This window comes from Micromonospora sp. NPDC047762 (assembly GCF_043204655.1).
In the GTDB taxonomy this organism is placed as follows: Bacteria; Actinomycetota; Actinomycetes; order Mycobacteriales; family Micromonosporaceae; genus Micromonospora.
In genome coordinates this window covers 172,645-197,982 of the sequence record NZ_JBIDCQ010000004.1, presented here as the reverse complement: position 1 = coordinate 197,982, position 25,338 = coordinate 172,645, and the positions used below count along the sequence as shown (strand labels likewise).

The 25,338-nt window shown below is 74.1% G+C and carries 22 protein-coding genes; 11 read left to right on the top strand and 11 right to left on the bottom strand.

Translation table 11 applies throughout. The annotated features are described in order from the left end of the window. Nucleotides 1-95 precede the first annotated feature (95 nt). Nucleotides 96-1,178 (bottom strand): polyprenyl synthetase family protein, encoded by a 1,083-nt coding sequence (locus ACGF3C_RS14875; RefSeq protein ID WP_393222174.1) that lies wholly within the window; start codon nucleotides 1,176-1,178, stop codon nucleotides 96-98. Nucleotides 1,179-1,187: 9 nt separating this feature from the next. After that, the gene (locus ACGF3C_RS14870) at nucleotides 1,188-1,577 is read right to left on the bottom strand and encodes a helix-turn-helix domain-containing protein (RefSeq protein ID WP_357230101.1); all 390 of its coding nucleotides are present in this window, start codon (nucleotides 1,575-1,577) and stop codon (nucleotides 1,188-1,190) included. A gap of 372 nt (nucleotides 1,578-1,949) precedes the next feature. On the opposite strand from ACGF3C_RS14870, the gene metF reads away from it, so the two are divergent. Both metF and ACGF3C_RS14860 read left to right on the top strand, forming a co-directional pair. Beyond that, on the top strand, nucleotides 1,950-2,867 hold the full coding sequence (gene metF / locus ACGF3C_RS14865; protein ID WP_091407621.1) for a methylenetetrahydrofolate reductase [NAD(P)H]: 918 nt from the start codon (nucleotides 1,950-1,952) through the stop codon (nucleotides 2,865-2,867). Between the two features lie 44 nt (nucleotides 2,868-2,911). Further along, a complete protein-coding gene (locus ACGF3C_RS14860; RefSeq protein ID WP_357230103.1) occupies nucleotides 2,912-3,601 on the top strand; it encodes a CDP-alcohol phosphatidyltransferase family protein in 690 nt (229 codons plus the stop codon). Between the two features lie 39 nt (nucleotides 3,602-3,640). On the opposite strand, the gene ACGF3C_RS14855 is transcribed toward ACGF3C_RS14860, so the two are convergent. The 6 genes from ACGF3C_RS14855 to ACGF3C_RS14830 are packed head-to-tail and all read right to left on the bottom strand — an operon-like array spanning nucleotide 3,641 to nucleotide 9,006. Next, the gene (locus tag ACGF3C_RS14855) at nucleotides 3,641-5,128 is read right to left on the bottom strand and encodes a phytoene desaturase family protein (RefSeq protein WP_357205670.1); all 1,488 of its coding nucleotides are present in this window, start codon (nucleotides 5,126-5,128) and stop codon (nucleotides 3,641-3,643) included. A 12-nt stretch (nucleotides 5,129-5,140) separates the two neighbouring features. Beyond that, nucleotides 5,141-6,268 (bottom strand): glycosyltransferase, encoded by a 1,128-nt coding sequence (locus ACGF3C_RS14850; protein WP_393222169.1) that lies wholly within the window; start codon nucleotides 6,266-6,268, stop codon nucleotides 5,141-5,143. Next, nucleotides 6,265-7,206 (bottom strand): carotenoid biosynthesis protein, encoded by a 942-nt coding sequence (locus ACGF3C_RS14845; RefSeq protein ID WP_393222166.1) that lies wholly within the window; start codon nucleotides 7,204-7,206, stop codon nucleotides 6,265-6,267. The genes ACGF3C_RS14850 and ACGF3C_RS14845 overlap by 4 nt, the downstream gene beginning before the upstream one ends. Next, nucleotides 7,203-7,754 (bottom strand): GNAT family N-acetyltransferase, encoded by a 552-nt coding sequence (locus ACGF3C_RS14840; protein ID WP_355007690.1) that lies wholly within the window; start codon nucleotides 7,752-7,754, stop codon nucleotides 7,203-7,205. The genes ACGF3C_RS14845 and ACGF3C_RS14840 overlap by 4 nt, the downstream gene beginning before the upstream one ends. Continuing rightward, entirely contained in the window at nucleotides 7,751-8,521 is a 771-nt protein-coding gene (locus tag ACGF3C_RS14835; protein WP_357230109.1) for a monooxygenase, read from the bottom strand. Before ACGF3C_RS14835 ends, ACGF3C_RS14840 begins: the two co-directional genes overlap by 4 nt. Next, a complete protein-coding gene (locus tag ACGF3C_RS14830) occupies nucleotides 8,518-9,006 on the bottom strand; it encodes a YbaK/EbsC family protein (RefSeq protein ID WP_357230111.1) in 489 nt (162 codons plus the stop codon). The genes ACGF3C_RS14835 and ACGF3C_RS14830 overlap by 4 nt, the downstream gene beginning before the upstream one ends. 446 nt (nucleotides 9,007-9,452) lie before the next feature. Here ACGF3C_RS14830 and ACGF3C_RS14825 point away from each other — a divergent pair, with 446 nt between their 5' ends. The 9 genes from ACGF3C_RS14825 (at nucleotide 9,453) to ACGF3C_RS14785 (ending at nucleotide 20,029) form a co-directional block, all read left to right on the top strand. Next, nucleotides 9,453-9,902, top strand: a complete 450-nt coding sequence (locus tag ACGF3C_RS14825; protein ID WP_007463070.1) for an SAV_6107 family HEPN domain-containing protein — start codon at nucleotides 9,453-9,455, stop codon at nucleotides 9,900-9,902. Nucleotides 9,903-10,004: 102 nt separating this feature from the next. Further along, nucleotides 10,005-10,730 (top strand): hypothetical protein, encoded by a 726-nt coding sequence (locus tag ACGF3C_RS14820; RefSeq protein WP_355007688.1) that lies wholly within the window; start codon nucleotides 10,005-10,007, stop codon nucleotides 10,728-10,730. Then, the gene (locus ACGF3C_RS14815; protein ID WP_393222161.1) at nucleotides 10,727-12,289 is read left to right on the top strand and encodes a DNA polymerase Y family protein; all 1,563 of its coding nucleotides are present in this window, start codon (nucleotides 10,727-10,729) and stop codon (nucleotides 12,287-12,289) included. Before ACGF3C_RS14820 ends, ACGF3C_RS14815 begins: the two co-directional genes overlap by 4 nt. 234 nt (nucleotides 12,290-12,523) lie before the next feature. Then, nucleotides 12,524-15,907, top strand: a complete 3,384-nt coding sequence (locus ACGF3C_RS14810) for an error-prone DNA polymerase (RefSeq protein ID WP_393222840.1) — start codon at nucleotides 12,524-12,526, stop codon at nucleotides 15,905-15,907. A gap of 93 nt (nucleotides 15,908-16,000) precedes the next feature. Continuing rightward, a complete protein-coding gene (locus tag ACGF3C_RS14805; RefSeq protein WP_167492956.1) occupies nucleotides 16,001-16,177 on the top strand; it encodes a hypothetical protein in 177 nt (58 codons plus the stop codon). A 76-nt stretch (nucleotides 16,178-16,253) separates the two neighbouring features. Next, nucleotides 16,254-17,021: a methyltransferase domain-containing protein gene (locus ACGF3C_RS14800; protein WP_357232505.1), complete on the top strand. Its 768-nt coding sequence runs from the start codon at nucleotides 16,254-16,256 to the stop codon at nucleotides 17,019-17,021. Beyond that, the gene (locus ACGF3C_RS14795) at nucleotides 17,018-18,190 is read left to right on the top strand and encodes an alkaline phosphatase family protein (protein WP_393222157.1); all 1,173 of its coding nucleotides are present in this window, start codon (nucleotides 17,018-17,020) and stop codon (nucleotides 18,188-18,190) included. Before ACGF3C_RS14800 ends, ACGF3C_RS14795 begins: the two co-directional genes overlap by 4 nt. A gap of 64 nt (nucleotides 18,191-18,254) precedes the next feature. Beyond that, nucleotides 18,255-19,514, top strand: coding sequence for a DNA polymerase IV (locus ACGF3C_RS14790; protein ID WP_357234869.1), 1,260 nt, complete (start codon nucleotides 18,255-18,257; stop codon nucleotides 19,512-19,514). Nucleotides 19,515-19,630: 116 nt separating this feature from the next. Beyond that, nucleotides 19,631-20,029 (top strand): DUF3040 domain-containing protein, encoded by a 399-nt coding sequence (locus ACGF3C_RS14785; RefSeq protein ID WP_030334542.1) that lies wholly within the window; start codon nucleotides 19,631-19,633, stop codon nucleotides 20,027-20,029. A gap of 403 nt (nucleotides 20,030-20,432) precedes the next feature. Here ACGF3C_RS14785 and ACGF3C_RS14780 read toward each other — a convergent pair whose 3' ends face one another. From ACGF3C_RS14780 to ACGF3C_RS14770, 3 genes are read right to left on the bottom strand one after another with little or no spacing between them, the layout of a single operon-like run. Next, nucleotides 20,433-22,904, bottom strand: coding sequence for a DUF3488 and DUF4129 domain-containing transglutaminase family protein (locus ACGF3C_RS14780; RefSeq protein WP_393222153.1), 2,472 nt, complete (start codon nucleotides 22,902-22,904; stop codon nucleotides 20,433-20,435). A 16-nt stretch (nucleotides 22,905-22,920) separates the two neighbouring features. After that, entirely contained in the window at nucleotides 22,921-24,219 is a 1,299-nt protein-coding gene (locus tag ACGF3C_RS14775; RefSeq protein WP_357206159.1) for a DUF58 domain-containing protein, read from the bottom strand. A 1-nt stretch (nucleotide 24,220) separates the two neighbouring features. After that, on the bottom strand, nucleotides 24,221-25,276 hold the full coding sequence (locus ACGF3C_RS14770; RefSeq protein WP_355007681.1) for a MoxR family ATPase: 1,056 nt from the start codon (nucleotides 25,274-25,276) through the stop codon (nucleotides 24,221-24,223). Nucleotides 25,277-25,338: the final 62 nt, after the last annotated feature.

Below are 25,338 nucleotides of genomic sequence, written 5' to 3'. Positions count from 1 at the left end.
CGCCGAGGCGAAGGTAGCCAACCCCATGATCAACCCGGCGGGGCGGGGGCGGGGGCGAGGGCGGGGCAGCCCGGCGGGGCGGGGGGCGGGTGAGGTCAGTCGGCTCGGCGGGTTGCGGCTATGGCCAGGTCGACCAGGGCTTGGCGGGCCTCGGTGTCGAGGTCGACGGCGGTCAGGGCGGCCAGGGCGGCGTCGGTGAGTGTGGCGATCCGCTGTTCGGTACGGGCCAGCGCCCCGCTCCCCGAGATCACCTCGCGGAGCCGGGCCACCCCGTGCTCGTCCAGCTCCGGGTCGCCGAGGCGGCCGAGCAGCAGCTCGCGGCCCGCGTCGTCGGTGGCCTCCATCGACGCCGCCACCAGGTAGGTGCGCTTGCCCTCGCGCAGATCGTCCCCGGCCGGCTTGCCGGTAAGCGCCGGGTCGCCGAAGACCCCCAGCACGTCGTCGCGGAGCTGGAACGCCTCGCCCAGCGGCAGCCCGTACGCCGAGTAGGCCGTCCGCACGTCCTCCGGCGCGTCGGCCAGCGCGGCGCCGAGCAGCATCGGACGCTCGACGGTGTACTTCGCGGACTTGTACCGGGCGACCTTGCTGGCCCGCTCCACCGAGGTGTCCCCGGTGACCTGCGTCAGCACGTCGAGGTACTGCCCGACGGTGACCTCGGTGCGCATCTCGTCGAAGACCGGCCGGGCCCGGGCCAACGACCACAGGTCCAGGCCGGCGGAGTGCAGCAGTTCGTCGGACCAGACCAGACACAGGTCACCGAGCAGGATGGCCGCGGCGTCGCCGAAACCGTCCGGGTCACCGCCCCAGCCGGCCTCCCGGTGCCGGGTGGCGAACCGTCGGTGCACCGCGGGCTCGCCGCGTCGGGTGTCGGAACGGTCCATCAGGTCGTCGTGGATCAGGGCGCTGGCCTGGACGAACTCCAGCGCGGCCAGGGCGGTCAGCACCTGGTCGCCGTCCAGCCCGCCGGCCCCCCGGAACCCCCAGTAGGCGAATGCCGGACGCAGCCGCTTGCCGCCGCCGAGCACGAACGCCTCGATCGCCTCGGCCACCGGACCCAACGCGTCGTCCACGGCGGCGAGCCGGACCCGTTGGCCGGCCAGGAACTCGGTGAGAGCCTTGTCGACCCGCTGCCGCAGGCCGGCGCGGTCGACGGGGGACACGGGAGCAGCGTGGGTCACGCCCCGACGCTAGCTGGTCGTCCGTGCTCGTGCTCCACCGCCACGCGTAGTCCCGCCGCTGCGGCCGGGACCCGTCCGCCCGGCCGGACGCGCGCCGGCCGCGGCGGTGCGGCCCGGCCCGGTGGCCCGCGTCGAGCCGGCCCGACGGGTGGCCGCGGCGGCCTCCGCGAGCACCACCAGCGGCACGTCCAGGACGACGGCGAGCCAGCCGAGCCAGAACCCGCCCGGCACGCGCCGCTGTCGTTCCCACCGGGAAACCTCGTGCCGACTCAGCGTCGGCACCCCGGCGGCGGCACACAACTCGGCGGCGGCTCGCTGCTGGCTCCAGCCATGGGCCAGTCGGCACCGGGCCAGCAGCGGCCCGAGCTGCGCGGGACGCGGCGATGCGAGCGGGATCATGGGTCCTCCTGGCGGGCGTCGGTGCGGCGACGACCCACCCGTCTGACCGGACGGACCGGCGTCACCGCTCGGTTGCTGACCCCCGCGCGAGACCTGGCCACCCCCGCCGCCCCTCCCGCACCGTCCCTTTCTACCTCGGAGGTACGACGCCTTTCCGCCGTCAGGTCGGGGCGCGCGGTGCGACACCATCCGCCGGCTCACGGCGGACTCGGCGACACCGCTCACCGGCTCCCGGCAGACCGGACGACGCAGCTCCCCGGGCCGGACGACGCCGCTTACCGGGCCGGGCGACGCCGCTTACCGGGCCGGGCGACGCCGCCGCTGGGTGGGAAGGGCCTGGGTCCTGGTGCGATCGACCGCTAGAGTCGGGTCGTGGCGCTCGGTCTTCCCTCGACACTCCCCAATCCGCAGCCGGCGATCGGGGAGCTCATCCGTGAGCGCCAACCGACCTTCTCGTTCGAGTTCTTCCCGCCCAAGACCGAGGCGGGGGAGCAGCTGCTCTGGCAGGCCATCCGCGAACTGGAGTCGCTGCGCCCGTCGTTCGTGTCGATCACGTACGGTGCCGGCGGTTCGACCCGGGACACCACAGTGGCGGTGACCGAGCGGATCGCCACCGAAACGACACTGCTGCCGATGGCCCACCTGACCGCGGTCAACCACTCCGTCGCCGAGCTGCGGCACGTGGTCGGCCGGCTCGCCGGGGTGGGGGTGCGCAACGTGCTGGCCGTTCGTGGTGACCCCCCGGGCAACCCGGGCGGTGAGTGGATCCGCCACCCCGAGGGCGTGGACTACGCCGAGGACCTGGTCCGGCTGGTGCGCGACGCCGGCGACTTCAGCGTCGGCGTGGCGGCCTTCCCGTACAAGCACCCCCGCTCGCCCGACGTGGCCAGCGACACCGCCCAGTTCGTCCGCAAGTGTCGGGCCGGCGCGGAGTTCGCGGTCACCCAGATGTTCTTCGACGCCGACGACTACCTGCGGCTACGTGACCGGGTGGCCGCTGCTGGCTGTGACACGCCGATCCTGGCCGGTGTGATGCCGGTGACCCAGTTCAGCACCATCGAGCGGTCCGTGCAGCTGTCCGGTGCGCCGTTCCCGCCGGCGTTGGCGGCCCGCTTCGAACGCGTCGCCGACGACCCGGACGCCGTCCGTCGGCTCGGCATCGAGCAGGCCAGCGAGATGTGCCGCCGACTGCTGGACGAGGGCGTGCCGGGAATCCACTTCATCACCCTCAACCGGTCCACCGCGACCCGCGAGGTCTGGCAGAACCTGAAGGCCGGCGCCCGCGTGTGAACGCTGCGCTTGCGACACCTGTTGCCCGGCACGACGGTTGATCCGTGGTGGGCACACAGCTGAACTGGGATCAGTACGCCACGGCGTGGGCGCGGTTGCACGGCGGGTTCGACCCTCGGGTCGCCGCGCCGGTGGTGCGCGCCTGGCTGCGATTCGCGTACCACGTCGGATACGTGCTGGGTCGACTGCGGGTCAGCCCCACCGCGGTCACCGTGGCCGGGGTGCTGCTCTGCTTCTGCGTACCGTTGCTGGTGGGCCGGCCGGGGGACGGGCCGTTCCTCGGCGCGCTGTTCGTGCTGCTCGCCGCCGTGGCGGACAGCGTGGACGGTGCGGTGGCGGTCGCCACCGGCCGCACCACCCGGCTCGGCTACGTCTACGACTCGGTCGCCGACCGGCTCGGTGAGGTGGCGTGGCTGCTGGCCTTCTGGCTGGTGGGCGCGCCAGGTGGGCTGGTGGTCGCGGGCGGCGCGCTGTCCTGGTTGCACGAGTACGTCCGGGCGCGGGCGGTCGCCGCCGGCATGCGAGACATCGGCGCGGTGACGGTGGGCGAACGTCCCACCCGGGTCTCGGTGGCGCTGGCCGGGTTACTGGTCGCCGGGCTGGCCGGGCTGATCGAGCCGGACCTGGCCGCTGGCACCATCACCATGGCGACCGCGGTCTGGGTGCTGCTGGCCGGTTTCGGCCTGGGGCAACTGCTCTCCAGCATCCGTCGAGCCCTGCTCGACGCCGACTGAGCAGCCGGCCAGCCCTGCTCGACGCCGACTGAGCAGCCCTTACCAGGCGGGGCCGATCTCGTCGGCGACGATCTGCGCGGAGAGGGTCACCATCGGCAACCCACCGCCCGGGTGGGTGGAGCCGCCCACCAGCCACAGTCCGTCAACCGGGCCCCGGTTCGCCGGGCGCAGCAGCCCACCGGCGGTGCCGTAGATCGAGCCACCCGGTGCGCCGGTCGCCACGTCCAGGTCGGCCGGGGTGCGGATCTCGCGGAACAGCAGCCGGTCGCGCACGTCCACGCCGCGCCGCGCCAGCACGTCCAGGATCCGGTCGGCGTACGCGTCGGCCAGCCCCGGGCGTCGCCAGTCGACAGCGCCCGCCGCGGTGCCCTGTCGGGCGGCGTTGACCAGCACGAACCACGCCTCGTGTCCGGCTGGGCGGACCATCGGGTCGTCGGCGACTGTGACGAACACCGCCGGGTCGGCCGCCGGCCGGGCCCGTACCCCGCGCCCCGGGTCACCGAAGACCGCGTCGAACTCGGCGTCGTAGTCGTCTGGGAAGAAGACGTTGTGGTGGGCCAGCCCGGTGCTGCCGGAGACGCCGAGCAGCAGCACGAAGCCGGCGAGGCTGCGGTCGGTCAGCGTGGCCAGCCGACGCGGGTGCGGCAGCAGGTCACGGTAGACGGTGAGCGCGTCCACGTTGGCCACCACCACGTCGGCGGGTACCGGGGTGGTGACGCCGGCGAGGCGTACCCCGTGCACCCGGCCGCCGGTGGCGTCGATCCGGGTGACAGTGGCGTCGGTCTGCACGACCACGCCGAGGTCCAGGCAGCGGGTCAGCAGCGCGTCGGCGAGCGTGCCCAGACCACCGCGCAGGTACCAGCCGCCGAAGGTCAGCTCGGCGTAGGGGACCGCGACCAGCGCCGCCGGTGCCCGACGTGGGTCGGCTCCGGTGTAGGTGGCGTACCGGTCCAGCATCATCCGCAGCCGCGGATCGGACAGGTGCCGGCGGCCGAGGCCGCGCAGACTGCGGCCCGGAGCGATGGCGGCCAGGTCGCCGACGCGCCAGGCCAGCGACGCGAGGTCGCGGGGAGAGTCGACGGTACGGCGCAGGATGTCCCGTGAGGAGGCGTTCCACACCCGCGCCGCCCGGCGCCACAGCCGCTGCCAGTCGGCCGCCGCCCGGTCACCGAACGCGGCCCCGATCCGGGCGGTGAACTCCTCCGGGTCGGCGCACGAGTCCAGGGTCGGGCCACCATCGGGAAAGACGTGTCGGACGATCGTGTCCAGCGGAACCAGGTCCAGGTATTCGTCGAGCTTCGCCCCGGTCGCCTCGAACAGGTCGTGGAAGACCTCGGGCAGGGTGAGCAGGCTCGGCCCGGTGTCGAAGTGGAACGACCCGGCCGGGGTGTCGTGCGTGTAGCGGCCGAGCTTGCCGCCGACCGTGTCGGCCCGCTCGAAGACGGTCACCTGGTGCCCGGTGGCGGCCAGCCGGGCGGCGGTGGCGAGGCCACCCACCCCGGCGCCCACGACCACGATCCGCGCCATGCCGCGTCCTCCCTAGCTGACGGGGCGGCCCCGCCAGGTCAGGCGGCGTCGCTTTCGCAGATGGTACGACCGCAGGGTCAACCAACCGAGGACCACGACCGACACGGGGTGTGCGAGCGCGTCGGGCCACCACCGACCACCTGTCGCGCTGGCGGTGAGCACCCGTCCGGCCACCCCGAGCACGTACGCGGCCAGGCCCACGGCTGCCACCATCGGTGCGCCGGCCGCCGCACCCGTCAGCGCGATCAGTGGTGGGGCGGTGTAGAGCAGCAGCAGCGCCGCCACCACGGCTGCCGCCGCGCCCGGGTGCCCGAACGACGCCCAGAGCGACTTCGAGTACCCGTCGCGCAGTTGCGGCCAGTCGTCGTACATCCGGCAGGTGGCCAGCCGGGAGCCGTCGGCCAGGGCGATCCGTCCGCCGGCCCGCTTGACCGCCCGGGCCAGCTCGACGTCCTCCAGGATCTTGTCGGCGACCGCGGCGTGCCCGCCGGCGGCGGTGTAGCCGGCCCGGTCCACCACCAGGAACTGCCCGCCCGCCGCGGCCAGCGACGGCCGCGACGAGCGCTCCATCGCGCGCAGCGGTAGGAAGGTCAGCCAGAGCCACTGCAGCAGCGGCTGCACCAACCGGTCGCCGGCCGTCGCCACCACGATCCGGGGGTACGGCGACAGCAGCGTCGCCCGGGCGGCGCGCAACTCGGTGACGGCAGCGGCCACGGCGTGCGGGGCGAGCACCACGTCGGCGTCGACGAAGACCAGCGCGGTGGCGTCCGGGTCGGCCCGGGTGGCCAGCTGCCAACAGGCGTGCGGCTTGCCCAGCCAGCCCGGCGGTGGGGCGACCCCGGTGAGCAGCGTGACCCGCGGGTCGTCGCCGACCACCGCGCGGACCACGTCGGCGGTGCCGTCGGTGGACCCGTCGTCGAGGACCACGACGCGCAGCCCGGGTACGCCGCGCTGGGCCAGCAGGGCACGCAGGCAGGGCGTGACCCGGGTGGCCTCGTCGCGCAGCGGCAGCAGCACGGTGACCGGCTCGTCGACGTCGTCGGGCCGGTCGGTGGGTCGGCGCAGCCACCGGGTGGCGTTGAGCCAGGTGTGCCCGGTCAACGCGGCGACGGCGATGAGCAGGGCGAGCAGGACGGTCATCGGGTCGCGTCGACGCCGGGGCGGTGTGGCTGGTGGGCCTCCCGACCGGGGGCACCGCCCCGGCGGGCACGCAGGAGGGTCACCGCCAGGGGTACGGCGGTCACCGCCATGCCGGCGGCGCCCCAGAGCGCCGAGGCGGGCAGGTCGAGGAAGACGGCGTGGGCCAGGATGCTGGAGAAGTACGTCCACAGGTAGAGCGCGAGCATCGGGTGGTCCCGCCGATCGGTGTGTTCGGCGGCCGGCCCGGCCAGCGGGCGCAGCGCGCTCATCATCAGCACCGCGAAGAGCAGCCAGCCCAGGTAGTTGCTGACCGGGATGCCGGCCAGGCCGGGCAGGGCCGGGGTGGCGTCGCGCCAGACCCAGTAGCCCTCGGCCACCATCTGCGGGTCGAGGAAGAGGTCCCAGGCGGCCAGCCCCACGGTGGCCAGCGCGATCCGCCCCACCCATCGACCCACCGTCGGCCCGGTGCCGCCAGCTGTCGGCCCGCTGCCGCCGGCTGTCGGCCCGCTGCCGCCGGCTGTCGGCCCGCTGCCGCCGGCTGTCGGCCCGCTGCCGCCGGCAGTCACGATCCTGCCGCCGGTCAGTCGGACCGCTGCCAGCCAGGCCGGCCAGGCCATCCAGGTCCAGGCCAGCGGAATGATCAGCGGCACGCCGGCCAGCTTGGGACCCAGCTCTCCGGAGTAGTCGTAGCTGCCGAACGGCACGCCGGTGGCCACCCCGATCGCCTCGATCGCGAACCCGCCGCCGGTGGCCACCGCGACCAGCGCCGCCGCCACCCGTGGGCCCCGGCTGAGCAGCGCGTGGCCGACCGAGAGCAACCAACCGAGGACGACGGTAGCCACTGTGAGCCCGGCCCGGGTTGCACCGGTGGTGAGCGGGTAGCAGATCTGGGCGAGGACCAGGACGGCGAGCAGCGTCCAGGAGATCCGTCGGGTCATGACGCCGGTGGCTCGAGGGGCAGATCCCGACCGAGTACGCCGAACGGTCGCTCGTCGCCGGGGAAGTGGAAGTCGCGCAGCACGTCGACGAAGCCGAACCGTCGGTACAACCGCCAGGCCCGCGAGGTCTGCTCGTCGGCCTCCGGGGTGGACAGCAGCACGGTGTCGCCCTCCGCCATGCCGAGCAGCGCGCGCAGCTGACCGGTGCCCAGACCGTGCCCCTGCGCCGGTGGCCGGACGTGCAGCTCGACCACCTCGAAGCAGTGGGTGAGCCAGCGCGTGCGGGTCGGGGCGTTCAGCGCGCGGTGCACCTGGTCGTGCCACCACTGACCGGAGGCGCCCAGGTAGCCGTAGCCGAAGCCGGCGAGGTGACCCTCACTGGTCAGGCTGGCGACCGCCCGGAAACCCGGTCGGCGGACGTGGGTGGCGATGTAACCGCGCCGGGCCTCCAGCAGGTCGGTGCGGTATCCCATCGCCTCGCCGTAGACGGCCACCACGTCGTCCAGCCGCCGGACGAGATCGTCCGGCGTCCAGCGCACCAACCTCATGCCCGTCCACCCTTCACCGTTTCCGGGCCGCCGTCGACGACCCATCCGAGCACCGACCGGTCGCCGACCACGTCGCGCACCTCGAACCGGGCGAACAGTTCCTCGGCGTACCAGCCCGCGGTGGGGGTTCGCATGATCGCCGCCCGGTGCTCCGGGTGACGGTACGCGAACGCCACCAGGTCCGTCGGGTCGCGCCACACGCTCACCGTGCCCTGCCAACCCAACGGGGCCTCTCCGACCCCGAACCGGGCCAACAGCCCGGGCGCGTCGCGCAGAGCGGCGGCCACCGGCGGGATCGCCCGCCAGAAGGTGGCCGCCCGCCGGGCCCGCAGCCGGGCCCGGGTCAGTGCCAGCACCGGGCCGGTGACCCGGCCGCCCGACGGGTCGCCGAACGGCCGCTGGCCGGACCACTCGCCCCGGCTGGTCAACGGGCGTAGGTCGATTCGTGCCTGGGCGTGGGCGATGCGCGCCCAGGCCCGCCCGACCGGAGAGTCGTCGAAGCCGGCCGCCGCGGCGGGGGAGTCCCAGACGGTCAGCGCCGCCCACCGGGTCAGGTCGGCGTCCCGGGGCCCGAAGTCGGTGCCGGTTCCGGTGCCCAGCAGCTTCCCGAAACGAACGCCGGGGAGGGCCCGCAACCGGCGGGGGTCCACCGCCATCCGGGTCAGCGCCCGGGGCAGCGCGCCAGGGGAGGTCCGCCACACGTGCAGCGTGACCAGCTCCGGAACCGTGCTGACGTCGCCGCTGTGCCTGCTGGTTCGCTCGCTCACGCCACCTCGGCCGGGGTGCCGGCGGTGACCCGCAACAGCTCGGGGTAGGTGGTCGGGAAGACCGCCTGGGGTACGCCGCCCGCGGCCCAGATCTCCGGGTACGCCGCCAGCGCCGTGTCCACCAGGGTGCGCAGCGGGTGCGGGTGCCCGAGTGGGGCGACCCCGCCGATCGGCTGCCCGGTGTGGGTCCGGACGAACTCCGGGGTGGCCCGACGCAGTCGGGTGACGCCGATCGATGCCGCCAGGCCGGCGGTGTCGACCCGGTGTGCGCCGGAGGTGAGGACGAGCAACGGCGTGTCGTCCGCGTCGAAGATCAGTGAGTTGGCGATCTGGCCGACCTCGACGTCGAGCGCCTCGGCGGCCGCCGCGGCGGTGTGCACCGCGTCGGGCAGCAGACGGACCACGCTGGGCTCACCGGCGCCGTCGAGGGTGCCGGCGGCGGTGAGCGCGTCCTGCACCGCCCGTACGTTCGGGTGTGGCTGCATCCCGCCATTCTTCCCGGTCCGTTGGTGGCCGGTTCAGTCGGCCGGCACGCTCGGCGCGTCACACGTTGCATTTTCGTCGGAGGGGAGGTGTACTGTCAGCAGCAGTTAGAACGAGTGTTCGATTGCCTCGAACGCCCGTTCCAACCAGCCGGAGCGCGGCGTTTCGCGGCGCCACCTCCGGGCGGTGCGGCTCCGCGGGCCGCACCTGGGTTTCCGGGCAGTCGCGAGCCTGGTCCCAATTAGGCAGGAGCGTCGCTCGCCGCCCACGACCCCCGGGCGGCGGGCGACGCACCCGCCGGTCCGCCGGCCGGGTGTGGTGTGGGGAAGCATCCACACCCGGCCGGCCACACCCGGTGCGTCTTCCTCCGCACCACCCCGACCTCGGCGTCTCGTCGGTGGCATCAGCCACCGCAGTGACGTCTCGGCCACGTGGAGGAGAGACACCCATGCCGACCAACCCGGCTCAGGCACCGACGGTGCCGGCGCACGTGCTGCCGCACCGCACCCCCGCCCAACTCCTCACGTTGGCCCGCCGTGGGCTGGTCGAGGCTGGCCAGACCCGACCTGACGGCCTGCGCTACGCGGCTGCCCACCTGGCCGCCCTGCGCGCGGCGGCAGCTCTGCTCGCCGCCCGGGCCCGCCCCGCGCCGAGTCGACGCAACCGGATCACCAGTGTCTGGGTCCTCCTCTGCGCCGTCGCTCCGGAGCTCGACGAGTGGTCCCGGTTCTTCGCCGCGGGGGCCAGCAAGCGCGCCGCCGCCGAGGCCGGCATCCCCCGGGTGGTCAGCGCCCGGGAGGCCGACGATCTGCTCCGCGCTGCCGAACAGTTCGTCACGGTGGTGGAAACCGCGCTCGGCGTGGCCCACCAACCGGCCCTGGACGGCCTCGCCGCCTGATCCCGCCGTGCCACCGGCCGCCCCGCGAGGGGAGCCGGGCGGCCGGTGGCACGGCGTGCCGGTCCTGATCTGATCCACAGCAACGACGGGGGAGTTGGTCCAATGGCGGGCCGCATGGTGGCTGGTTCCGCCGCGCTGGCCGATCTGGTGCGCCCGGCGAGCGCGCCCGACCCGGTCGGTGGCCACCGGGTGCTGCCGGTGGTGCCCGAGCTGACCGGTCTGCTGCCCAACCGGGGCCTGCGCCGGGGCAGCACCATCGCGGTCGCCGCCGGCCAGCCCCGCCGCAGCGGTGGCACCTCGCTGATGCTGGCCCTGCTCGCCGAGGCGTCCCGGGCCGGCTCGTGGTGCGCCGTGGTCGGGGTGCCGACGTTCGGCGCGGGCGCGGCGGCTGAGCTGGGCATCGCCCTGGACCGGCTGGCCCTGGTGCCGAACCCCGGCCCCGAGTGGGCCACCGTGGTCGCCGCGCTGATCGACGGGGTGGACGTCGTGGTCACCACCGTGCCGGCCTCGGTCTCCGCCTCGGTCGCCACCCGGTTGGCCGCCCGGGCCCGGCAGCGCGGCAGCGTGCTCGTCCCGTACGGCCGGTGGGACGGCGCGGACGTGACGCTGCAGGTGGTCCGGGGAGTCTGGGAGGGTCTCGGGCTGGGCCGGGGGCGGTTGCGCCGCCGGGAGATCACCGTCTCGGCGCGCGGGCGCGGGGCGGCTGCCCGGCCCAAGGAGATCAAGGTCTGGCTCCCGGGTGACGAGCTGACCCGGGTGATCCCTCGTACGCTGCCGTCGCCCGTGGGGCGATCGGCCGCGCCACTCGCGCTGGTCGGTCAGGGGTGACCGGCGCGCCGGCACGCACGCTGCTGCTGTGGTGCCCGGACTGGCCGGTGCTCGCCGCCGAGATCGTCGACGGGGTGCCGGCGACCGGCCCGGTCGCCGTGCTGCACGCCAACCGGGTGGTCGCCTGCTCCGAGCGGGCCCGTGCCGAAGGGGTGCGTCGAGGGCTGCGCAAGCGGGAGGCACAGGGGCGCTGTCCGCAGCTCACCGTCGTGGAGTACGACCCCGGCCGGGACGCCCGGGCGTTCGAACCGGTGGTCGCCGCGGTGGAGGAGTTGGTCGCCGGCGTCGAGGTGGTCCGTCCGGGCGCCTGCGCGGTGGCCGCCCGGGGGCCGGGCCGTTACCTCGGCGGCGAGGAGGCGGCCGCTGAGCGGATCATCGAGCATGTGGCGCAGTCGTGCCTGGTGGAGAGCCAGGTCGGCATCGCCGACGGGGTGTTCGCGGCCGGGTTGGCCGCTCGCGCCGGCCGGGTGGTGGCACCGGGTGGGACACCGGAGTTCCTGGCCGGGTTGCCGGTCGAGGCGCTCGGGCGGTCGGCGCTCGCCGACCTGCTGCGCCGGCTGGGAGTACGCACCCTCGGCGACTTCGCCGCCCTGCCGGCCGGCGACGTGCTGGCCCGGTTCGGGTTCGACGGTGCGCTGGCTCACCGGCTGGCCGCCGGGCGGGACCACCGCCCACTCGCCGTCCGGCAGCCGCCGGCCGACCTGACGGTGACCGCGGAGCACGACGACCCGATCGACCGGGTCGACGCGGCGGCGTTCGTGGCCCGGGCGCTGGCCGAGCAGCTGCACGAACGGCTGGCCGGGCACGGCCTGGCCTGCACCCGGCTCGGCATCGAGGCGGTCACCGAGCACGGGCAGGAGCTGCACCGGGTGTGGCGGCATGATGGCCTGCTCACCGCCGCGGCCATCGCCGACCGGGTGCGCTGGCAGCTCGACGGGTGGCTCTCCGGCAGCAACGGCCGCGCCGGTGCCCGACCGGCCCGGCCGACGGCCGGCATCATCCGGCTGCGACTGATTCCAGACGGGGTGATCGCCCAGGCCGGTCTGCAGGCCGGCCTCTGGGGGGAGACCGGCGAGGAGCGGGAACGCGCGCACCGGGCGTTGAGCCGGGTGCAGGGCATCCTCGGCCCGGAGGCGGTGGTCACCGCGGTGCTCGGTGGTGGGCGCGCTCCGGCCGACCAGGTGCGACTGGTGCCGTGGGGCGACGAACGCGTCCCGGCCCGGCCCGAAGCTCCGCCGTGGCCGGGCCGGCTGCCGCCGCCCGCGCCCGCCGTGGTGCTGCCCAGTCCGCTCGCCGCGACCGTGCACGACGCCGCCGGTGAGCCGGTGGTGATCAGCGCGCGGTTGGCGGTGAGCGCCGCGCCCGCCCGACTGGTGGTCGGCACCGGTCAGCCGGCGGAGATCGTGGGTTGGGCCGGGCCGTGGCCGGTGGACGAGCGCTGGTGGGCGCCGGCCGAGGCCCGCCGCCGGGCCCGGTTCCAGGTCAGCCTGGCCGACGGTGCTGCCCTGCTGCTGGCCGTGGAGTCGGGGCAGTGGTTGGTGGAAGCGATCTATGACTAAGTCAGGTCGATCCCTGCCCGGCGTCGGCTGGCTCCGCGCTGGCCGGGGAGCAGATGTCCTGATGAGCGTGATGACTCACAGACATCACGATGCCTGTGAGTCATCACGCTCATCTCACCTCTCGCCGCCGTCGGGGCGACCGCCGTCGTGTTCGTCGTCGACCCGGTCGCCCAGCATCCCTCGGCCGGGCAGTACCGGGCCGAGCAACGCGGCCGGAGCGGCCGGAGCGGCCGGATGAGCTTCCACAACCCGGAGATGCCCTGGTCGGAGCTGGAGCGGGTGCTCTCCGGGCGGGCCAGCGGCGCCGGCCGGTCGGGTGGCGGGCGGTCGCGCGAGGAGCGGCACCTGCACGTGGTGGACCCGCTCGCCGTGGACGCCGATGGCGGCGACTCTCCGGCCTGGAGCCGCCGCCGCGAGCAGTACCAGCCACCGGAGCTGACCCGCCCCGACGGCGTGGTGCCCTACGCGGAGCTGCACGCGCACACCAACTTCAGCTTCCTCGACGGCGCCAGCCACCCGGAGGAGCTGGCCGAGGAGGCGGCCCGGCTGGGGCTCACCGCGCTCGCCGTCACCGACCATGACGGTTTCTACGGGGTGGTCCGCTTCGCCGAGGCGGCTCGTACGCTGGGCCTGCCGACCATCTTCGGCGCGGAGCTGTCCCTCGGCCTGCCCGGCCCGCAGAACGGCGAGCCCGACCCGCACGGCGCGCACCTGCTGGTGCTCGCGCACGGCCACGAGGGGTACGCCCGGCTGGCCACCACCATCGCTCGCGCCCAGCTGCGCGGCGGGGAGAAGGGCCGCCCGGATTACGGGGACCTGGAGGAGGTCGCCGCCGAGCTGCGTGACCATGTGCTGGTGCTGACCGGCTGCCGCAAGGGGCACGTGCCGGGGGCGCTGCTCACCGAGGGGGTGGACGCGGCGGCCCGCGAGTTGGACCGGCTGACCGCGCTCTTCGGCGCGGAGACGGTGGCCGTGGAGCTGACCGACCACGGTCATCCCGTCGACGCCGACCGTAACGACGCGCTCGCCGAGCTGGCCGCCGCGGCCGGGTTGCCGACGGTGGCCAGCAACAACGTGCACTACGCCAGCCCCGGCCGGCGTCGGCTGGCCACCACCGTCGCCGCGGTCCGGGCCCGACGCAGCCTGGACGAGATCGACGGCTGGTTGCCCGCGGCGGCCACCGCCCACCTGCGCAGCGGCGCGGAGATGGCGGCCCGGTTCGCCGCGTACCCGGGTGCGGTGGCGCGGGCCGCCGAGTTCGGCGCCGAGTTGGCCTTCGACCTCCAACTCGTCGCGCCGCAGCTGCCGGCGTACCCGGTGCCGCCGGGGCACACCGAGATGAGTTGGCTACGGAAGCTGACAGCTGACGGGGCGCACGAGCGCTACGGGCCGCCGCAGGCGCACCCGACGGCGTACGCGCAACTCGAGCACGAACTGAACATGATCGAGGAGCTGGGTTTCCCCGGCTATTTCCTGGTGGTCTATGACATCGTCACGTTCTGCCGTGACCAGGACATCTACTGCCAGGGTCGGGGTTCGGCGGCCAACTCGGCGGTCTGCTACGCGTTGCGGATCACCAATGTGGACGCGGTCCGGCACCAACTGCTCTTCGAGCGGTTCCTCGCCCCGGAACGGGATGGCCCACCCGACATCGACGTGGACATCGAGTCCGACCGCCGGGAGGAGGTGATCCAGCACGTCTACACCCGTTACGGCCGGGAGCACGCCGCCCAGGTCGCCAACGTCATCTCCTACCGGCCCCGGTCGGCCGTGCGGGACGTGGCCAAGGCGTTCGGCTACTCCCCGGGGCAGCAGGACGCCTGGAGCAAGCAGATCGACAGGTGGGGTTCGGTCGCCACCGTCGATGTCGAGAACATCCCCGAGCAGGTGGTGGAGTACGCCAACGAGTTGCAGACGTTCCCGCGACACCTGGGGATCCACTCCGGCGGCATGGTGATCTGCGACCGGCCGGTGATCGAGGTCTGCCCGGTGGAGTGGGGGCGGATGCCCGGGCGCAGCGTCCTGCAATGGGACAAGGACGACTGCGCCGCGGTGGGCCTGGTCAAGTTCGACCTCCTCGGCCTGGGCATGCTCTCCGCCCTGCACTACGGCTACGACATGATCGGGTCCCGGCTCGACCTGGGCGACATGACCCTGGACGACCCGGAGGTCTACGACATGCTCTGCCGGGCCGACTCGGTCGGGGTGTTCCAGGTGGAGAGCCGGGCCCAGATGGCCACCCTGCCCCGACTCAAGCCCCGCGAGTTCTACGACCTGGTGGTCGAGGTGGCGCTGATCCGCCCCGGCCCGATCCAGGGCGGTTCGGTGCACCCGTTCATCCGCCGCAAGAACGGCCAGGAGCCGGTGACCTTCGCGCACCCGCTGATGCGCAACGCCCTGGAGAAGACCCTGGGTGTGCCGTTGTTCCAGGAGCAGCTGATGCAGCTCGCCATCGACCTGGCCGGCTTCGACGCGGCCGAGGCCGACCAGTTGCGCCGGGCGATGGGCGCCAAACGGTCGGTCGAGCGGATGACCCGGATCGCCGACCGGCTCTACGCCGGGATGGCTGAGCGGGGCATCACCGGTGAGCTTGCTGACGACGTCTACCGCAAACTCACCGCGTTCGCCAGCTACGGCTTCCCGGAGAGCCACGCGATGAGCTTCGCCTACCTGGTCTACGCCAGCTCCTGGCTCAAGCGTTACCACCCCGCGCCGTTCCTGGCCGCGCTGCTCAACGCCCAGCCGATGGGTTTCTACTCGCCGCAGACCCTGGTCGACGACGCCCGCCGGCACGGGGTGGAGGTCCGTCGTCCGGACATCAACGCCAGCGGGGCCCTGGCGGTGCTGGAGTCCACCCCGGAGACCCGGTGGGGCAGCGGGCCAGGGGAGCCGCCGCACTCCTGGGGGCTGGGCGGCCCCGCCGTCCGGCTCGGCCTGTCCAGTGTGCGCACGCTCGGTGCCGACGTGGCCGAGCGGATCGAGGCCGAACGGGTCGCCGACGGGCCGTACCGGGACATGCCGGATGTGGCCCGGCGGCTCGGTCTCACCGCCGCGCAGTTGGAGGCGTTGGCCACCGCGGACGCCTTCGCCTGTTTCGGGCTGACCCGGCGGCAGGCGCTGTGGGCCGCCGGTGCGGCGGCCCAGGACCGACCGGGCCGGTTGCCCGGCACGGTGACCGGCGCGGCGGCGCCCACGCTGCCCGGGATGGAGGCGGTGGACCGGCTGGTCGCCGACGTGTGGGCCACCGGGTTGTCGCCGGAGAGCCACCCCGCCCGTTTCATCAGGGGTCAGCTCGACGTGCTCGGCGCGGTGCCGATCGCCCGGCTCGGCCGGGTGGAGCCGGGGCAACGGATCCGGGTCGGCGGCATCGTCACCCACCGGCAACGTCCGGCGACCGCGGGCGGGGTCACCTTCCTCAACCTGGAGGACGAGACGGGGATGCTCAACGTCACCTGTTCGCCGGGGCTGTGGCAGCGCTACCGGCGGGTGGCGCGGACCAGTGCCGCGCTGGTGGTCCGGGGGCGGTTGCAGCGGCACGAGGGGGTGACCAACCTGGTCGCCGACCGGCTGGACGCCATCGAGCCCCCGGTGCGTCCGGCCTCCCGTGACTTCCGCTGATTCAGTGATCCACATTACGGTTTCCCGAGCCGTCGAGCGGGAGACTCGTTCCGAGCGGGCAGAGCGGCCCGTGATCCGTGAGGGGGAACGACAGTGACGGGAAATCACGCGTACACCGGTGGAATCGCCAACGCCCGGCGGACCCGACTGGGCACCGGCTGGGTGCCGTCGCATCTCGCCGACCCCCGCGAGTACGAGGTGACGAACGGTCCGGTGGCCAACGAGCGCCGGTCCCGGGCGGAGGACGAGGCCGAGGGCACCGAGGCCTGACCGGCCGCCCGCGCCACGCACCGATCGGGCGTGTGGTCGGCGCCCCCGCCACACGCCCACACCACCACCGGGCCGAGTGACTAGGCTCGGCCGGGTGGAGCAGACCCGAGGCCGGTTCGCCGAGCCGCCGCTGACACCCCGCACCGCCGTGATCTGGTCGGTGCTCCGTGCCGAGCTGGACCGGCGCGGCGACGCCGAGCTCACAGTGCTGGACGTGGGCGGCGGCACCGGTGGTTTCGCCGTTCCGCTGGCCCGCGCCGGGCACCGGGTCACCGTCGTCGACGCCAGCCCCGACGCGCTCGCCGCGCTCACCCGCCGCGCCGCCGAAGCCGGGGTGGCCGACCGGATCGCCGCCGTGCAGGGCGACGGTGACGCCCTCGCCGGGCTGGTCGAGCCGGCCGGCGTCGACCTGGTGCTCTGCCACGCCGTCCTGGAGGTGGTCGACGACCCGACGCCGGTGGTGACCGCGCTGGCCACCGCGCTGCGCCCGGGTGGCGCGGCCAGCGTGCTGGTGGCCGGCCGGGCCGCCGCCGTGCTGGGCCGCGCGATGAACGGGCACCTGGACGTCGCGACCACAGTGGCCGCCGATCCGGCCGGCACCGCGGGCCCGCGCGACACGCTGCGCCGACGCTACGACGCCCCCGGCGCCGCCGCGCTGCTCGGCGCCGCCGGGCTGGTGGTCGAGGAGATCCACGGGGTACGCGTGCTGGCCGACCTGCTGCCGGCCGCTGTCGCCGACGGGCAGTCCGCGGCCGTGGTCGAGCTGGAACGTGCGCTGGCCGCCCAGCCGCCGTACCGGGACCTGGCCGCCCAACTGCACCTGTTCGCCCGCCGGCCGGCATGATCGCCGAGGCCGGTGGCCAGCCGGCACCGCTGGAGATCCTCGGGCCGGGCCACGGCGGCGGCCGCCTCGCCGACGTGCTGCCCAGCGCGCTGGCCGTGCTCGGGGTGCCCGGCTCGACCGACCCGCTCGGGCTCCGACCCGCGCTGGCCGGGGTACGCCGGATCGCGGTGCTGCTCGTCGACGGGCTCGGCTGGTACCAGCTGCCGACCGCGGCGCCGTACGCGCCGACTGTCGCCGGGCTCGCCGCGACGGTGGCCCGGCCGCTCATCGCCGGTTTCCCGTCCACCACCCCGACCAGCCTGGTGTCGCTGGGCACCGGTGTCGCGCCGGGCGCGCACGGCGTGCTCGGCTTCACCGTGCGGGTGCCCGGCACCGATCGGGTGCTCACCCACACCGACTGGGCCGCCGATCCGTCGCCGCTGTGCTGGCAGCCGGTGCCCACCCAGTTGGAGCGGGCCCGCGCCGCCGGCGTCACGACGAGCGTGGTGAGCCGGCCGGAGTTCGGCGGCAGCGGGTTGACAGTGGCCGCCAACCGGGGTGGCGACTTCCGGGGCGCCGCCGGCGCGGACGCGGTGGCCACCGCCATGCTGGCCGCGCTGGCCGCCGGGGCCGGGCCCACACTGGTCTCCGGCTACCACGCCGATCTGGACCGGCACGGCCACGTCAGCGGCGTCGACTCGGCACCCTGGCGGGTCGCCGCGACCGAGGTGGACGCCCTGGTCGCCCGACTGGTCGACGGGCTGCCGCCGGACGCGGCGCTGCTGGTGACCGCCGACCACGGCCAGCTCGACATCCCTGCCACGCACCGCTTCGACCTGGACACCGATCCGCGACTGCGCGCTGGCGTGCGGCTGGTGGCCGGCGAGGCCCGGGTCCGCTACCTGCACGTCGAGCCGGGCGCGGTGGACGACGTGCGGGCCGCCTGGTCGGAGGTGCTGGGCGCCGCGGCCCGGGTACGCACCCGCGACGAGATGGTGGCCACCGGCTGGTTCGGGCCGGTGGCCGAGGAACACCTGGGCCGGATCGGCGACGTGGTGGTGATCTGCAACGACACGTACGCGGTCATGGCCAGTCGCACCGAGCGGCCGATGGCGTCGAAGTTGGTGGCCTACCACGGGTCGGACACCGCCGCGGAGCTGACAGTGCCGCTGTTGGTCGTCCGGGGCTGACGCCCGAGGGCGGTTCGGCCCGCTGGCCGATGGTGGTGTCGTACCTCCGGGTTAACCTGCCGGGATGGGCCGCAGCCAGTCGTTGCCCCGGGGCGACGATCCGCGCTTCGGGCCGGACGCCGACGACTCCGCCAGCCCGATCCTGCACGTCGACATGGACGCCTTCTTCGCCGCCGTCGAGGTGCGCCGTCGCCCAGAGCTGCGCGGCCGGCCGGTGGTCGTCGGCGGTGTCGGCCCGCGCGGGGTGGTCAGCTCGGCCAGCTACGAGGCCCGCCGGTACGGCGTCCGCAGCGCGATGCCGACCAGTCAGGCCCGGGCCCGCTGCCCCCACGCGGTCTACCTGGCACCGGATTTCTCCGCCTACACGGCCGCCTCCCGGGCCGTCATGCAGATCTTCCGGGACGTCACGCCCCTGGTCGAGCCGCTCTCCCTCGACGAGGCGTTCCTCGACGTGACAGGTGCCCGTCGGCTCTTCGGCTCCCCGGCCACCATCGCTCGGCTGATCCGCCGCCGGGTCGCCGACGAGCAGGCGCTGACCTGCTCGGTCGGGGTGGCGCCGACCAAGTTCGTGGCCAAGCTGGGCTCCACCCGGGCCAAGCCGGACGGCATGCTGGTCGTGCCCCCGGGGCAGGTGCTCGATTTTCTGCACCCGCTGCCGGTGGACGCCCTGTGGGGGGTGGGGGAGCGCGCCGCCGAGGCGCTCCGACGGCTCGGCCTGACCACAGTCGGCGACCTCGCCGAGGCGCCGGTGGGCATGCTCCGCCGAGCCGTCGGTGCCGCCTCGGCGTCGCACCTGCACGAGTTGGCCTGGGGGCGCGACCCGCGCGGGGTCAGCCCCGAGCACGTCGACAAGTCGATCGGCGCCGAGGTGACCTTCGACGTCGACGTGGCCGACCCGTTGGAGATCCGTCGCGCGTTGCTGGCGCTCAGCGCGAAGGTCGGTGTCCGTTTGCGCGGCTCCGGGCAGGTCGGGCGTACCGTCTCACTCAAGGTCCGGCTGGCCGACTTCCGCACCGTCAGCCGGTCTCGCACCCTCGACGTTCCCACCGACACCGCCCGCGAGATGTTCGACACGGTCTGGGCGCTCTACACCGCATTGGACCCGGGCGAGCGGATCCGACTCGTCGGTGTCCGGGTGGAAGGGCTCGCCCCGGCGCAGGGCGCCCCCCGGCAACTCACCCTCGGCGCGCCCGAGCGCGGCTGGCGCGAAGCGGAAGCTGCCGCGGACGCCGCCGCTGCCCGTTTCGGGCGGTCCGTCATAGGTCCGGCCAGTCTGATGGGCGACCGTGATCCCCGTCGAAACGAAAATCCACCCCGCCCATAGGTCGTCCCGCTTTCCGACGCGCGACCCCCCTCGTAGACTTGCGGGTAAGCAGCCGGTTGGCTGCCACGGTCTGACGGCCCGAATGGGCCCGACCAACGTGACCGGGGAGGAGTGCCGTGCCGCTCTCGGAGCACGAGCAGCGGCTGTTCGAGCAGATCGAGCGGTCGCTTGCCGAGGACCCCAAATTCGCCTCGGCCGTGCGCGCCAGCGATCCGCGCTTCCATGCGCGGCGTCGCCTGCTCGTCGCCGCCGGCGTCATCATCGCTGGCTTGGCTCTACTGGTCTATGGCGCGGTGATCAAGACTCCACCACTGGCGGTGGCGGGCTTCGTCGTCATGCTGGCGTCGGCCGCGTTCGCGGTGCAGTCGCACCGGCGGGCGCAGTCACCCGACCTGCACGTGGTGGGCGGCACGACGAGTCGTCGTCGTCCCCGCGGTGGCCGATCCGGTCGCCGGTCGTCAATCCTGGACCGCATGGAGGACAGGTGGCGGCAGCGCCCGGAGGGGCACCGCTGAGCCGGTCCCGCCGCTGAGGCGGACCGTACGCCGCGACGAGCGGTCGCCGGGCACAGCCCCCGGCGACCTCCGTCGTATCCGCACGCCCTCTACCGCTGCCCGCCCCGCCGGCTCCCTGGCTGGGCCAGCCCCGCCGGCTCCCCGGCTCGCGCCGCGCTGGCCGCGCTGCCGCGCTGGCCGCGCTGCCGCGCTGGCCGCGCTGCCGCGCTGGCCGCGCTGCCGCGCTGGCCGCAAGATCATGTGATGAGAAGTAGGCGCGGGACGTCCCAGCGACCTACTTCTCATCACCTGATCTTGCTTCTCATCTCCTGATCTTGGAGACGCTGAGCCGGGCGCAGGGATGCCGGGCCGGGCTGGGACGGCGGCGGGTTGGCCGCCGTCCCCTGCCAGGGAACCGGTCCGGTCAGCGAGCTGCCCGGCCGGCCAGCAGCCGTCGAGGGTTCCACCGCAGCAGTCGGTACCGGGCCTGCCCGGTGAGCGCCACCATCCGGCTGGAACTGTCGGCCATCGTGGTGCGCCAACGCAGCAGCACCGAGGGCGGCAGCACGGCGGCGCGCAGGCGGGTCCGTCGGTCCGCCCGTGTCGCGAGCGCCGCACGGACCGCGCGCAGCGCCGGCAGCAACGGCTCACCGGTCAGCGGGTCCCGCGCGTAGCGGGCCCGCTCCTCCGCCCGGCCGAGCAGCCGCGCCGACCCGATCGCGTCGTCATCGTCGAGGGAGTCCCGGACCAGCCGGTCCGCGGTCGCCCTGGGCGTCTCGGTCGGATCGACCGGGACCCGGAAGTCCACAAGCGTGTCGAGCAGCTCCGCCCAGGCGGCGTGCGCGTCCGCGCGGGCCCGGTTGGCGTCCGCGCTGACCACCACCGGACGTGCCCCCGGCTCGCTGTCGCCGTCGACCCTGGCGGAGGCCATCGCCCCGCTCGCCGCGCGGCCACTGCGTCGGCGGCGCAGGGCCATCCGGCGCAGCGCGGGCACCGCGAGCAGCACCAGCAGCGCCACCAGTCCCGCTGCCCACCAGGGCCAGACCGGTGGCTGCTCGTTCGGCGTCGTCCCGCCGAGAGAGAGCCCGTCGTCGGTGTCCCGGTCGGCGTTGTCCGGGCCGGTCGACTCCGTCGAGGTGCCCGGGTCCGTCGGGGCGCTCGTGGCGCCGGAGCTCGGGCTGGTCGCCTCCGGCGCGTCAGTGTCCGGTGCCCAGGCCGACCGGGTGGAGCCGGGCACACCGTACGCCGGGGTGGCGTCGAACGGCACCCAACCGGCCCCGTCGAAGTAGACCTCGGTCCAGGCGTGCAGGTTGAGGTTCGTCAGCGTGAAGGTGTCACCGTCGCGCTTGCTGCCGTTGGTGAACCCGAACGCCACCCGGGCCGGAATGCCGGCCGAGCGGACCAGCCAGGCCATCGCGGCGGCGTACTGCTGGCAGTAGCCCACCTTGTTGGTCAGGAAGTTGACGATGTCCTGACCGCTGCTGCCGCTCTCGGTGCTCAACCGGTAGCTGAAACCGTTGTCCGCCGAGAAGTGCTGGTAGATCGACAGCACCCGGTCGTAGTCCGTGCGCTTGCCCTGGATCAGCCCCTTGACCAGCTCCTCCACCTCGGGCACCGGCCCGGGGGTGGCGGTCATCTGTCGGCGTACGGGGTGCTCGGTCGGCAGTGATCGCGCGGCCCGCAACGCCTCGGGCGTGAAGGTCGAGCGGACGTAGTCGAAGGAGTACTTCCGACCGCGGGAGTTCTCCCGGTTGGAGAAGACGACCTGCTGGTTGGCGTCGTAGAGCCAGTTGTCGCTGAGGTCGTCGGCGCGGGTCGGTTCGGCGTACACCGGCATCAGCGCCATGCTCAGGCTCTTGGTGACCTCGACGGTCGCCTGGTAGGTGGTCTGCTTCACGCCGGGACCGGCCCGGTCGGCCGGGTTCGGCAGGTCCCGGTTGACCGACCGGCCGCTGGGGTTGCGCGCCTGGAAACCAGCGGGTCGTAGCTCGTCGGCGACCGCGTAGCGCAGGTAGAACGGGTTCTGCTCGGACGTCTTGACCTTCACCAGGTCGGCTACCTGGGACTGGTTGAGCTGACCGGCGAGCGAGGCGAACAGGTCGATCCGACCCGACGTGCCGCCCGAGCCGGACCCGTTGCCGGTGCCGTTGCCCGGCCCTCGGCTGAGCGAGTCGAGCAGCCCGCCGGTCATTCCGGGCACCGCCAGCGGCAGCACCACCGCCAGGGCCACCCCGACCGCCGCGAGCCGGCGGCCGGCGGACGCCAGCGGAGAGGCCTCCCACACGTCGACGTCGCGGCCATCACCGGTGAACCGCCGCCCGAAGCGGCGCACCCGGTCGACGTTGTCGGTGACCAGCAGCCAGAGGTAACCGGCGGCGCCCACCACGAACGGCACCGCGGGGACGCTGTCCACGTAGACGGCGACCGGCACCGAGTAGATGGCGAGCATCGGCAGCCCCGCCAGTGCGGGCCGGCGCAGCCCCACGGCCAGCACGTCCACCAGCACGGCGACCCCGCCGACGCCGAGCACGGCGATGAACAGCAACGGGTCGGTGTCCGGGACCTCGACCCCGTACGAGCGCATGTCCTGCATGGAGCCGGCGAGCAGGTCGCCGAAGTACGCCAACGTGCCCGGCGTGGGCAGGATCGCGAACAGCTCCTGGCCGCTGGGGAACAGCCAGGTCAGGGCGAGCATCAGCCCGGCCAGCATGCCCAGCACCTGACCCCACAGCGGTGCCCGGGCGAGGCGGGTCAGCGCGGCCACCCCGGCCACCACGGCGACCGCGATGATGGATTCGATCAACCATGTCCAGCCCTGGAAGATGGCCGACAGCGGCGCGGCGGCCAGCAGCGTGGCAGCGGCCGCCACCATGCCGATGTTCCGACTGCTGATCATGAGGGGAGCCTTCCGTTCATCGCACACCGCCGGCGACCGTCTCGGCCAGCGCGGCCCGCAGGGCGAACCCCTGGGCGCCCCGACCGACCTGCGGCCACAGCGCCGGCAGCCGGCCGCCGTGGTCGACGCCGACCACCCGCCAGCCACTCTGCAACATGGCGAGGACGGCGGCGGCGTGGGCGTGCTCCGCCTCGTTCCGCGCCTTCTCCGGCAGGCTGAGCCAGGTGGAGCTGTTCAGGAGGAAGCCGACACAGGTGGCGCCGTTGCCCCGCAGCCCGGCCAGCACCTCCGCCTCGGCGACGCTCACCGTGCCGAACAGGCCGATGATCAGACCGCCGTCGGCGCGTTGGCGGACCCGCTGCACGAGGCCGGTGACCTCGGCACGCTGGTCCAGTCGGACCTCCGCGAGGTGATCGAGCAGCGTGCCGTCCCCGCCGGCCTCCGAGGCGTCCACATCTGCCCCCGAGCCGGTGACCAGGCGCAACTTGTAACCGGCCTGCCGCAGGTGGACGGCGATGCTCGCGGCGGCCGAGACCGACCACTCGAAACTGGCGGTCGGCCCCTCGCCCCGGTGGCCGTACGCCCGGGTGTCCAGGACGACGGTGGCCCGGCTCTCCCACGGTTGCTCCTCGCGGCGCACCATCAGCTCACCGGTGCGGGCGGTGGACTTCCAGTGCACCCGGCGCAGGTCGTCGCCGCGCCGGTACTCCCGGGTCGCCGCGTCGTCCTCGCCGTGCACCGCCACCGAGCGGGCCCGGCTGTCGCCGCTGCCCGCGTACTCCCCGGGAAGCCGGACCGACGGCAGCGGGGTGACCTGCGGGATGACCGTCAGGTGGTCGGTGCTGGGGAAGGAGCGGGTGAGTTCACAGAGGCCGAACGGGTCGGTCATCCGGACGACCAGCGGGCCCACGTCGTAGCGGCCCCGCACGTCGGCCCGCACCGTGTACGCCACCGAGCTGGCCTGGTGTGCGCCGAGCCGCTCCAACACCACCCGGGGCCGGCTGCCCAGCGCGTAGGGCAGCCGGTCCTCCAGGAGCAGGGTGCCGGTCGGCAGCCGGGAGAGGTTCTGTAGGCGCAGCACCACCCGGGAGTTGGCGCCGACCGGAACCCGGTGCGGGTCCAGCGAACGGTTGCAGGCCAGCTTGTAGCGGCTCCGCCCGACGTAGGCGGCGGCCAGCAACGGCAGGATGGCCAACAGCACAGCCACCCGGAGCAGGTCCTTCTCGCCGAGGATGCCGGCTGAGATCGCCGCCGCGACCGCAGCGGCAAGGAAGGACCGCCCGCGGGTGGTCAGCCCGCGTAGCCCGGCACGCACGTCATGGCCTCCGCGGCTCGTAGGGTGCGCGACCGTTGCCGGTGGCGGGGGGCCGGGTGTCGTACGGATTGCGCTGCCTGTCGTGTGGCAGCGGCAGGCGGTGCACCAGCTCGGAGACGATCGCGTCGGTGGTGCGCCGGGCGAGCTGCGCGTCGGCGGTCGGGATGATCCGGTGGGCCAGCACCGGCACCGCCAGGGCCTGCAGATCGTCGGGGAGAACGTAGTCGCGGCCCTCCAGGGCGGCGACCGCCCGGGCGGTGCGCAACAGTTGCAGGGTCGCCCGGGGGGACGCGCCGAGCCGGAGGTCGGGGGCCTCGCGGGTGGCGGTGACCAGGTCGATCGCGTACTGCTTGACCGCGTCCGCCACGTGCACCTGTCGGACGGTGGCGATCAGCTGTCGGACGATGGCCGCGTCGGAGACCGCGCGCAGCTCGTGCAGCGGGTCGGTGCCGCCGTGCCCGTCGAGCATGGCCAGCTCGGCGTTGGAGTCCGGGTAACCCATCGCGATGCGGGCGGTGAACCGGTCGCGCTGCGCCTCCGGCAGCGGATAGGTCCCCTCCATCTCGATCGGGTTCTGGGTGGCGATCACCATGAACGGGGTCTGGAGCTGGTACGTCACCCCGTCGACGGTGACCTGCCGCTCCTCCATGCACTCCAGCAACGCCGACTGGGTCTTCGGCGAGGCCCGGTTGATCTCGTCGCCGACCACCAGGTTGGCGAACACGGCACCGGGGCGGAACTCGAAGTCGTGCGTCTCCTGGTTGTAGACGCTGACCCCGGTGACGTCGCTGGGCAGGAGGTCGGGGGTGAACTGGATCCGTCGCACCGTGCAGTCGATGGACCGCGCGAGGGCCTTGGCAAGCTTGGTCTTGCCGACACCCGGGACGTCTTCGATCAGGAGGTGACCCTCGGCGAGCAGGACGGCAAGGGCGAGCCGCACTGTGGCGGTCTTACCCTCGATGACCTGCTCGATGTTGGCCACGATGGCCTCGCTGGCGGCTCGGAACTCGTCGTGCGGCAACAGGCCGCCCACCTCGTCCCAGGTCTGTTGTGTCACGGGCCTCCTCCTCGTCGCCGTCACGGCAGCTCTGTAGAGAGCACCTGGACCCGCCGTTGGGT

Excerpts from the sequence above, each read along its gene's own strand:
- ACGF3C_RS14820 (WP_355007688.1), top strand. The coding sequence starts at position 10,005 with ATGGCGGGCCGCATGGTGGCTGGTTCCGCCGCGCTGGCCGATCTGGTG.
- ACGF3C_RS14780 (WP_393222153.1), bottom strand. The coding sequence starts at position 22,904 with ATGATCAGCAGTCGGAACATCGGCATGGTGGCGGCCGCTGCCACGCTG.
- ACGF3C_RS14850 (WP_393222169.1), bottom strand. The coding sequence starts at position 6,268 with ATGACCGTCCTGCTCGCCCTGCTCATCGCCGTCGCCGCGTTGACCGGG.
- ACGF3C_RS14810 (WP_393222840.1), top strand. The coding sequence starts at position 12,524 with ATGAGCTTCCACAACCCGGAGATGCCCTGGTCGGAGCTGGAGCGGGTG.
- ACGF3C_RS14870 (WP_357230101.1), bottom strand. The coding sequence starts at position 1,577 with ATGATCCCGCTCGCATCGCCGCGTCCCGCGCAGCTCGGGCCGCTGCTG.
- ACGF3C_RS14830 (WP_357230111.1), bottom strand. The coding sequence starts at position 9,006 with ATGCAGCCACACCCGAACGTACGGGCGGTGCAGGACGCGCTCACCGCC.
- ACGF3C_RS14845 (WP_393222166.1), bottom strand. The coding sequence starts at position 7,206 with ATGACCCGACGGATCTCCTGGACGCTGCTCGCCGTCCTGGTCCTCGCC.
- ACGF3C_RS14790 (WP_357234869.1), top strand. The coding sequence starts at position 18,255 with ATGGGCCGCAGCCAGTCGTTGCCCCGGGGCGACGATCCGCGCTTCGGG.
- ACGF3C_RS14855 (WP_357205670.1), bottom strand. The coding sequence starts at position 5,128 with ATGGCGCGGATCGTGGTCGTGGGCGCCGGGGTGGGTGGCCTCGCCACC.
- ACGF3C_RS14840 (WP_355007690.1), bottom strand. The coding sequence starts at position 7,754 with ATGAGGTTGGTGCGCTGGACGCCGGACGATCTCGTCCGGCGGCTGGAC.
- ACGF3C_RS14795 (WP_393222157.1), top strand. The coding sequence starts at position 17,018 with ATGATCGCCGAGGCCGGTGGCCAGCCGGCACCGCTGGAGATCCTCGGG.
- ACGF3C_RS14825 (WP_007463070.1), top strand. The coding sequence starts at position 9,453 with ATGCCGACCAACCCGGCTCAGGCACCGACGGTGCCGGCGCACGTGCTG.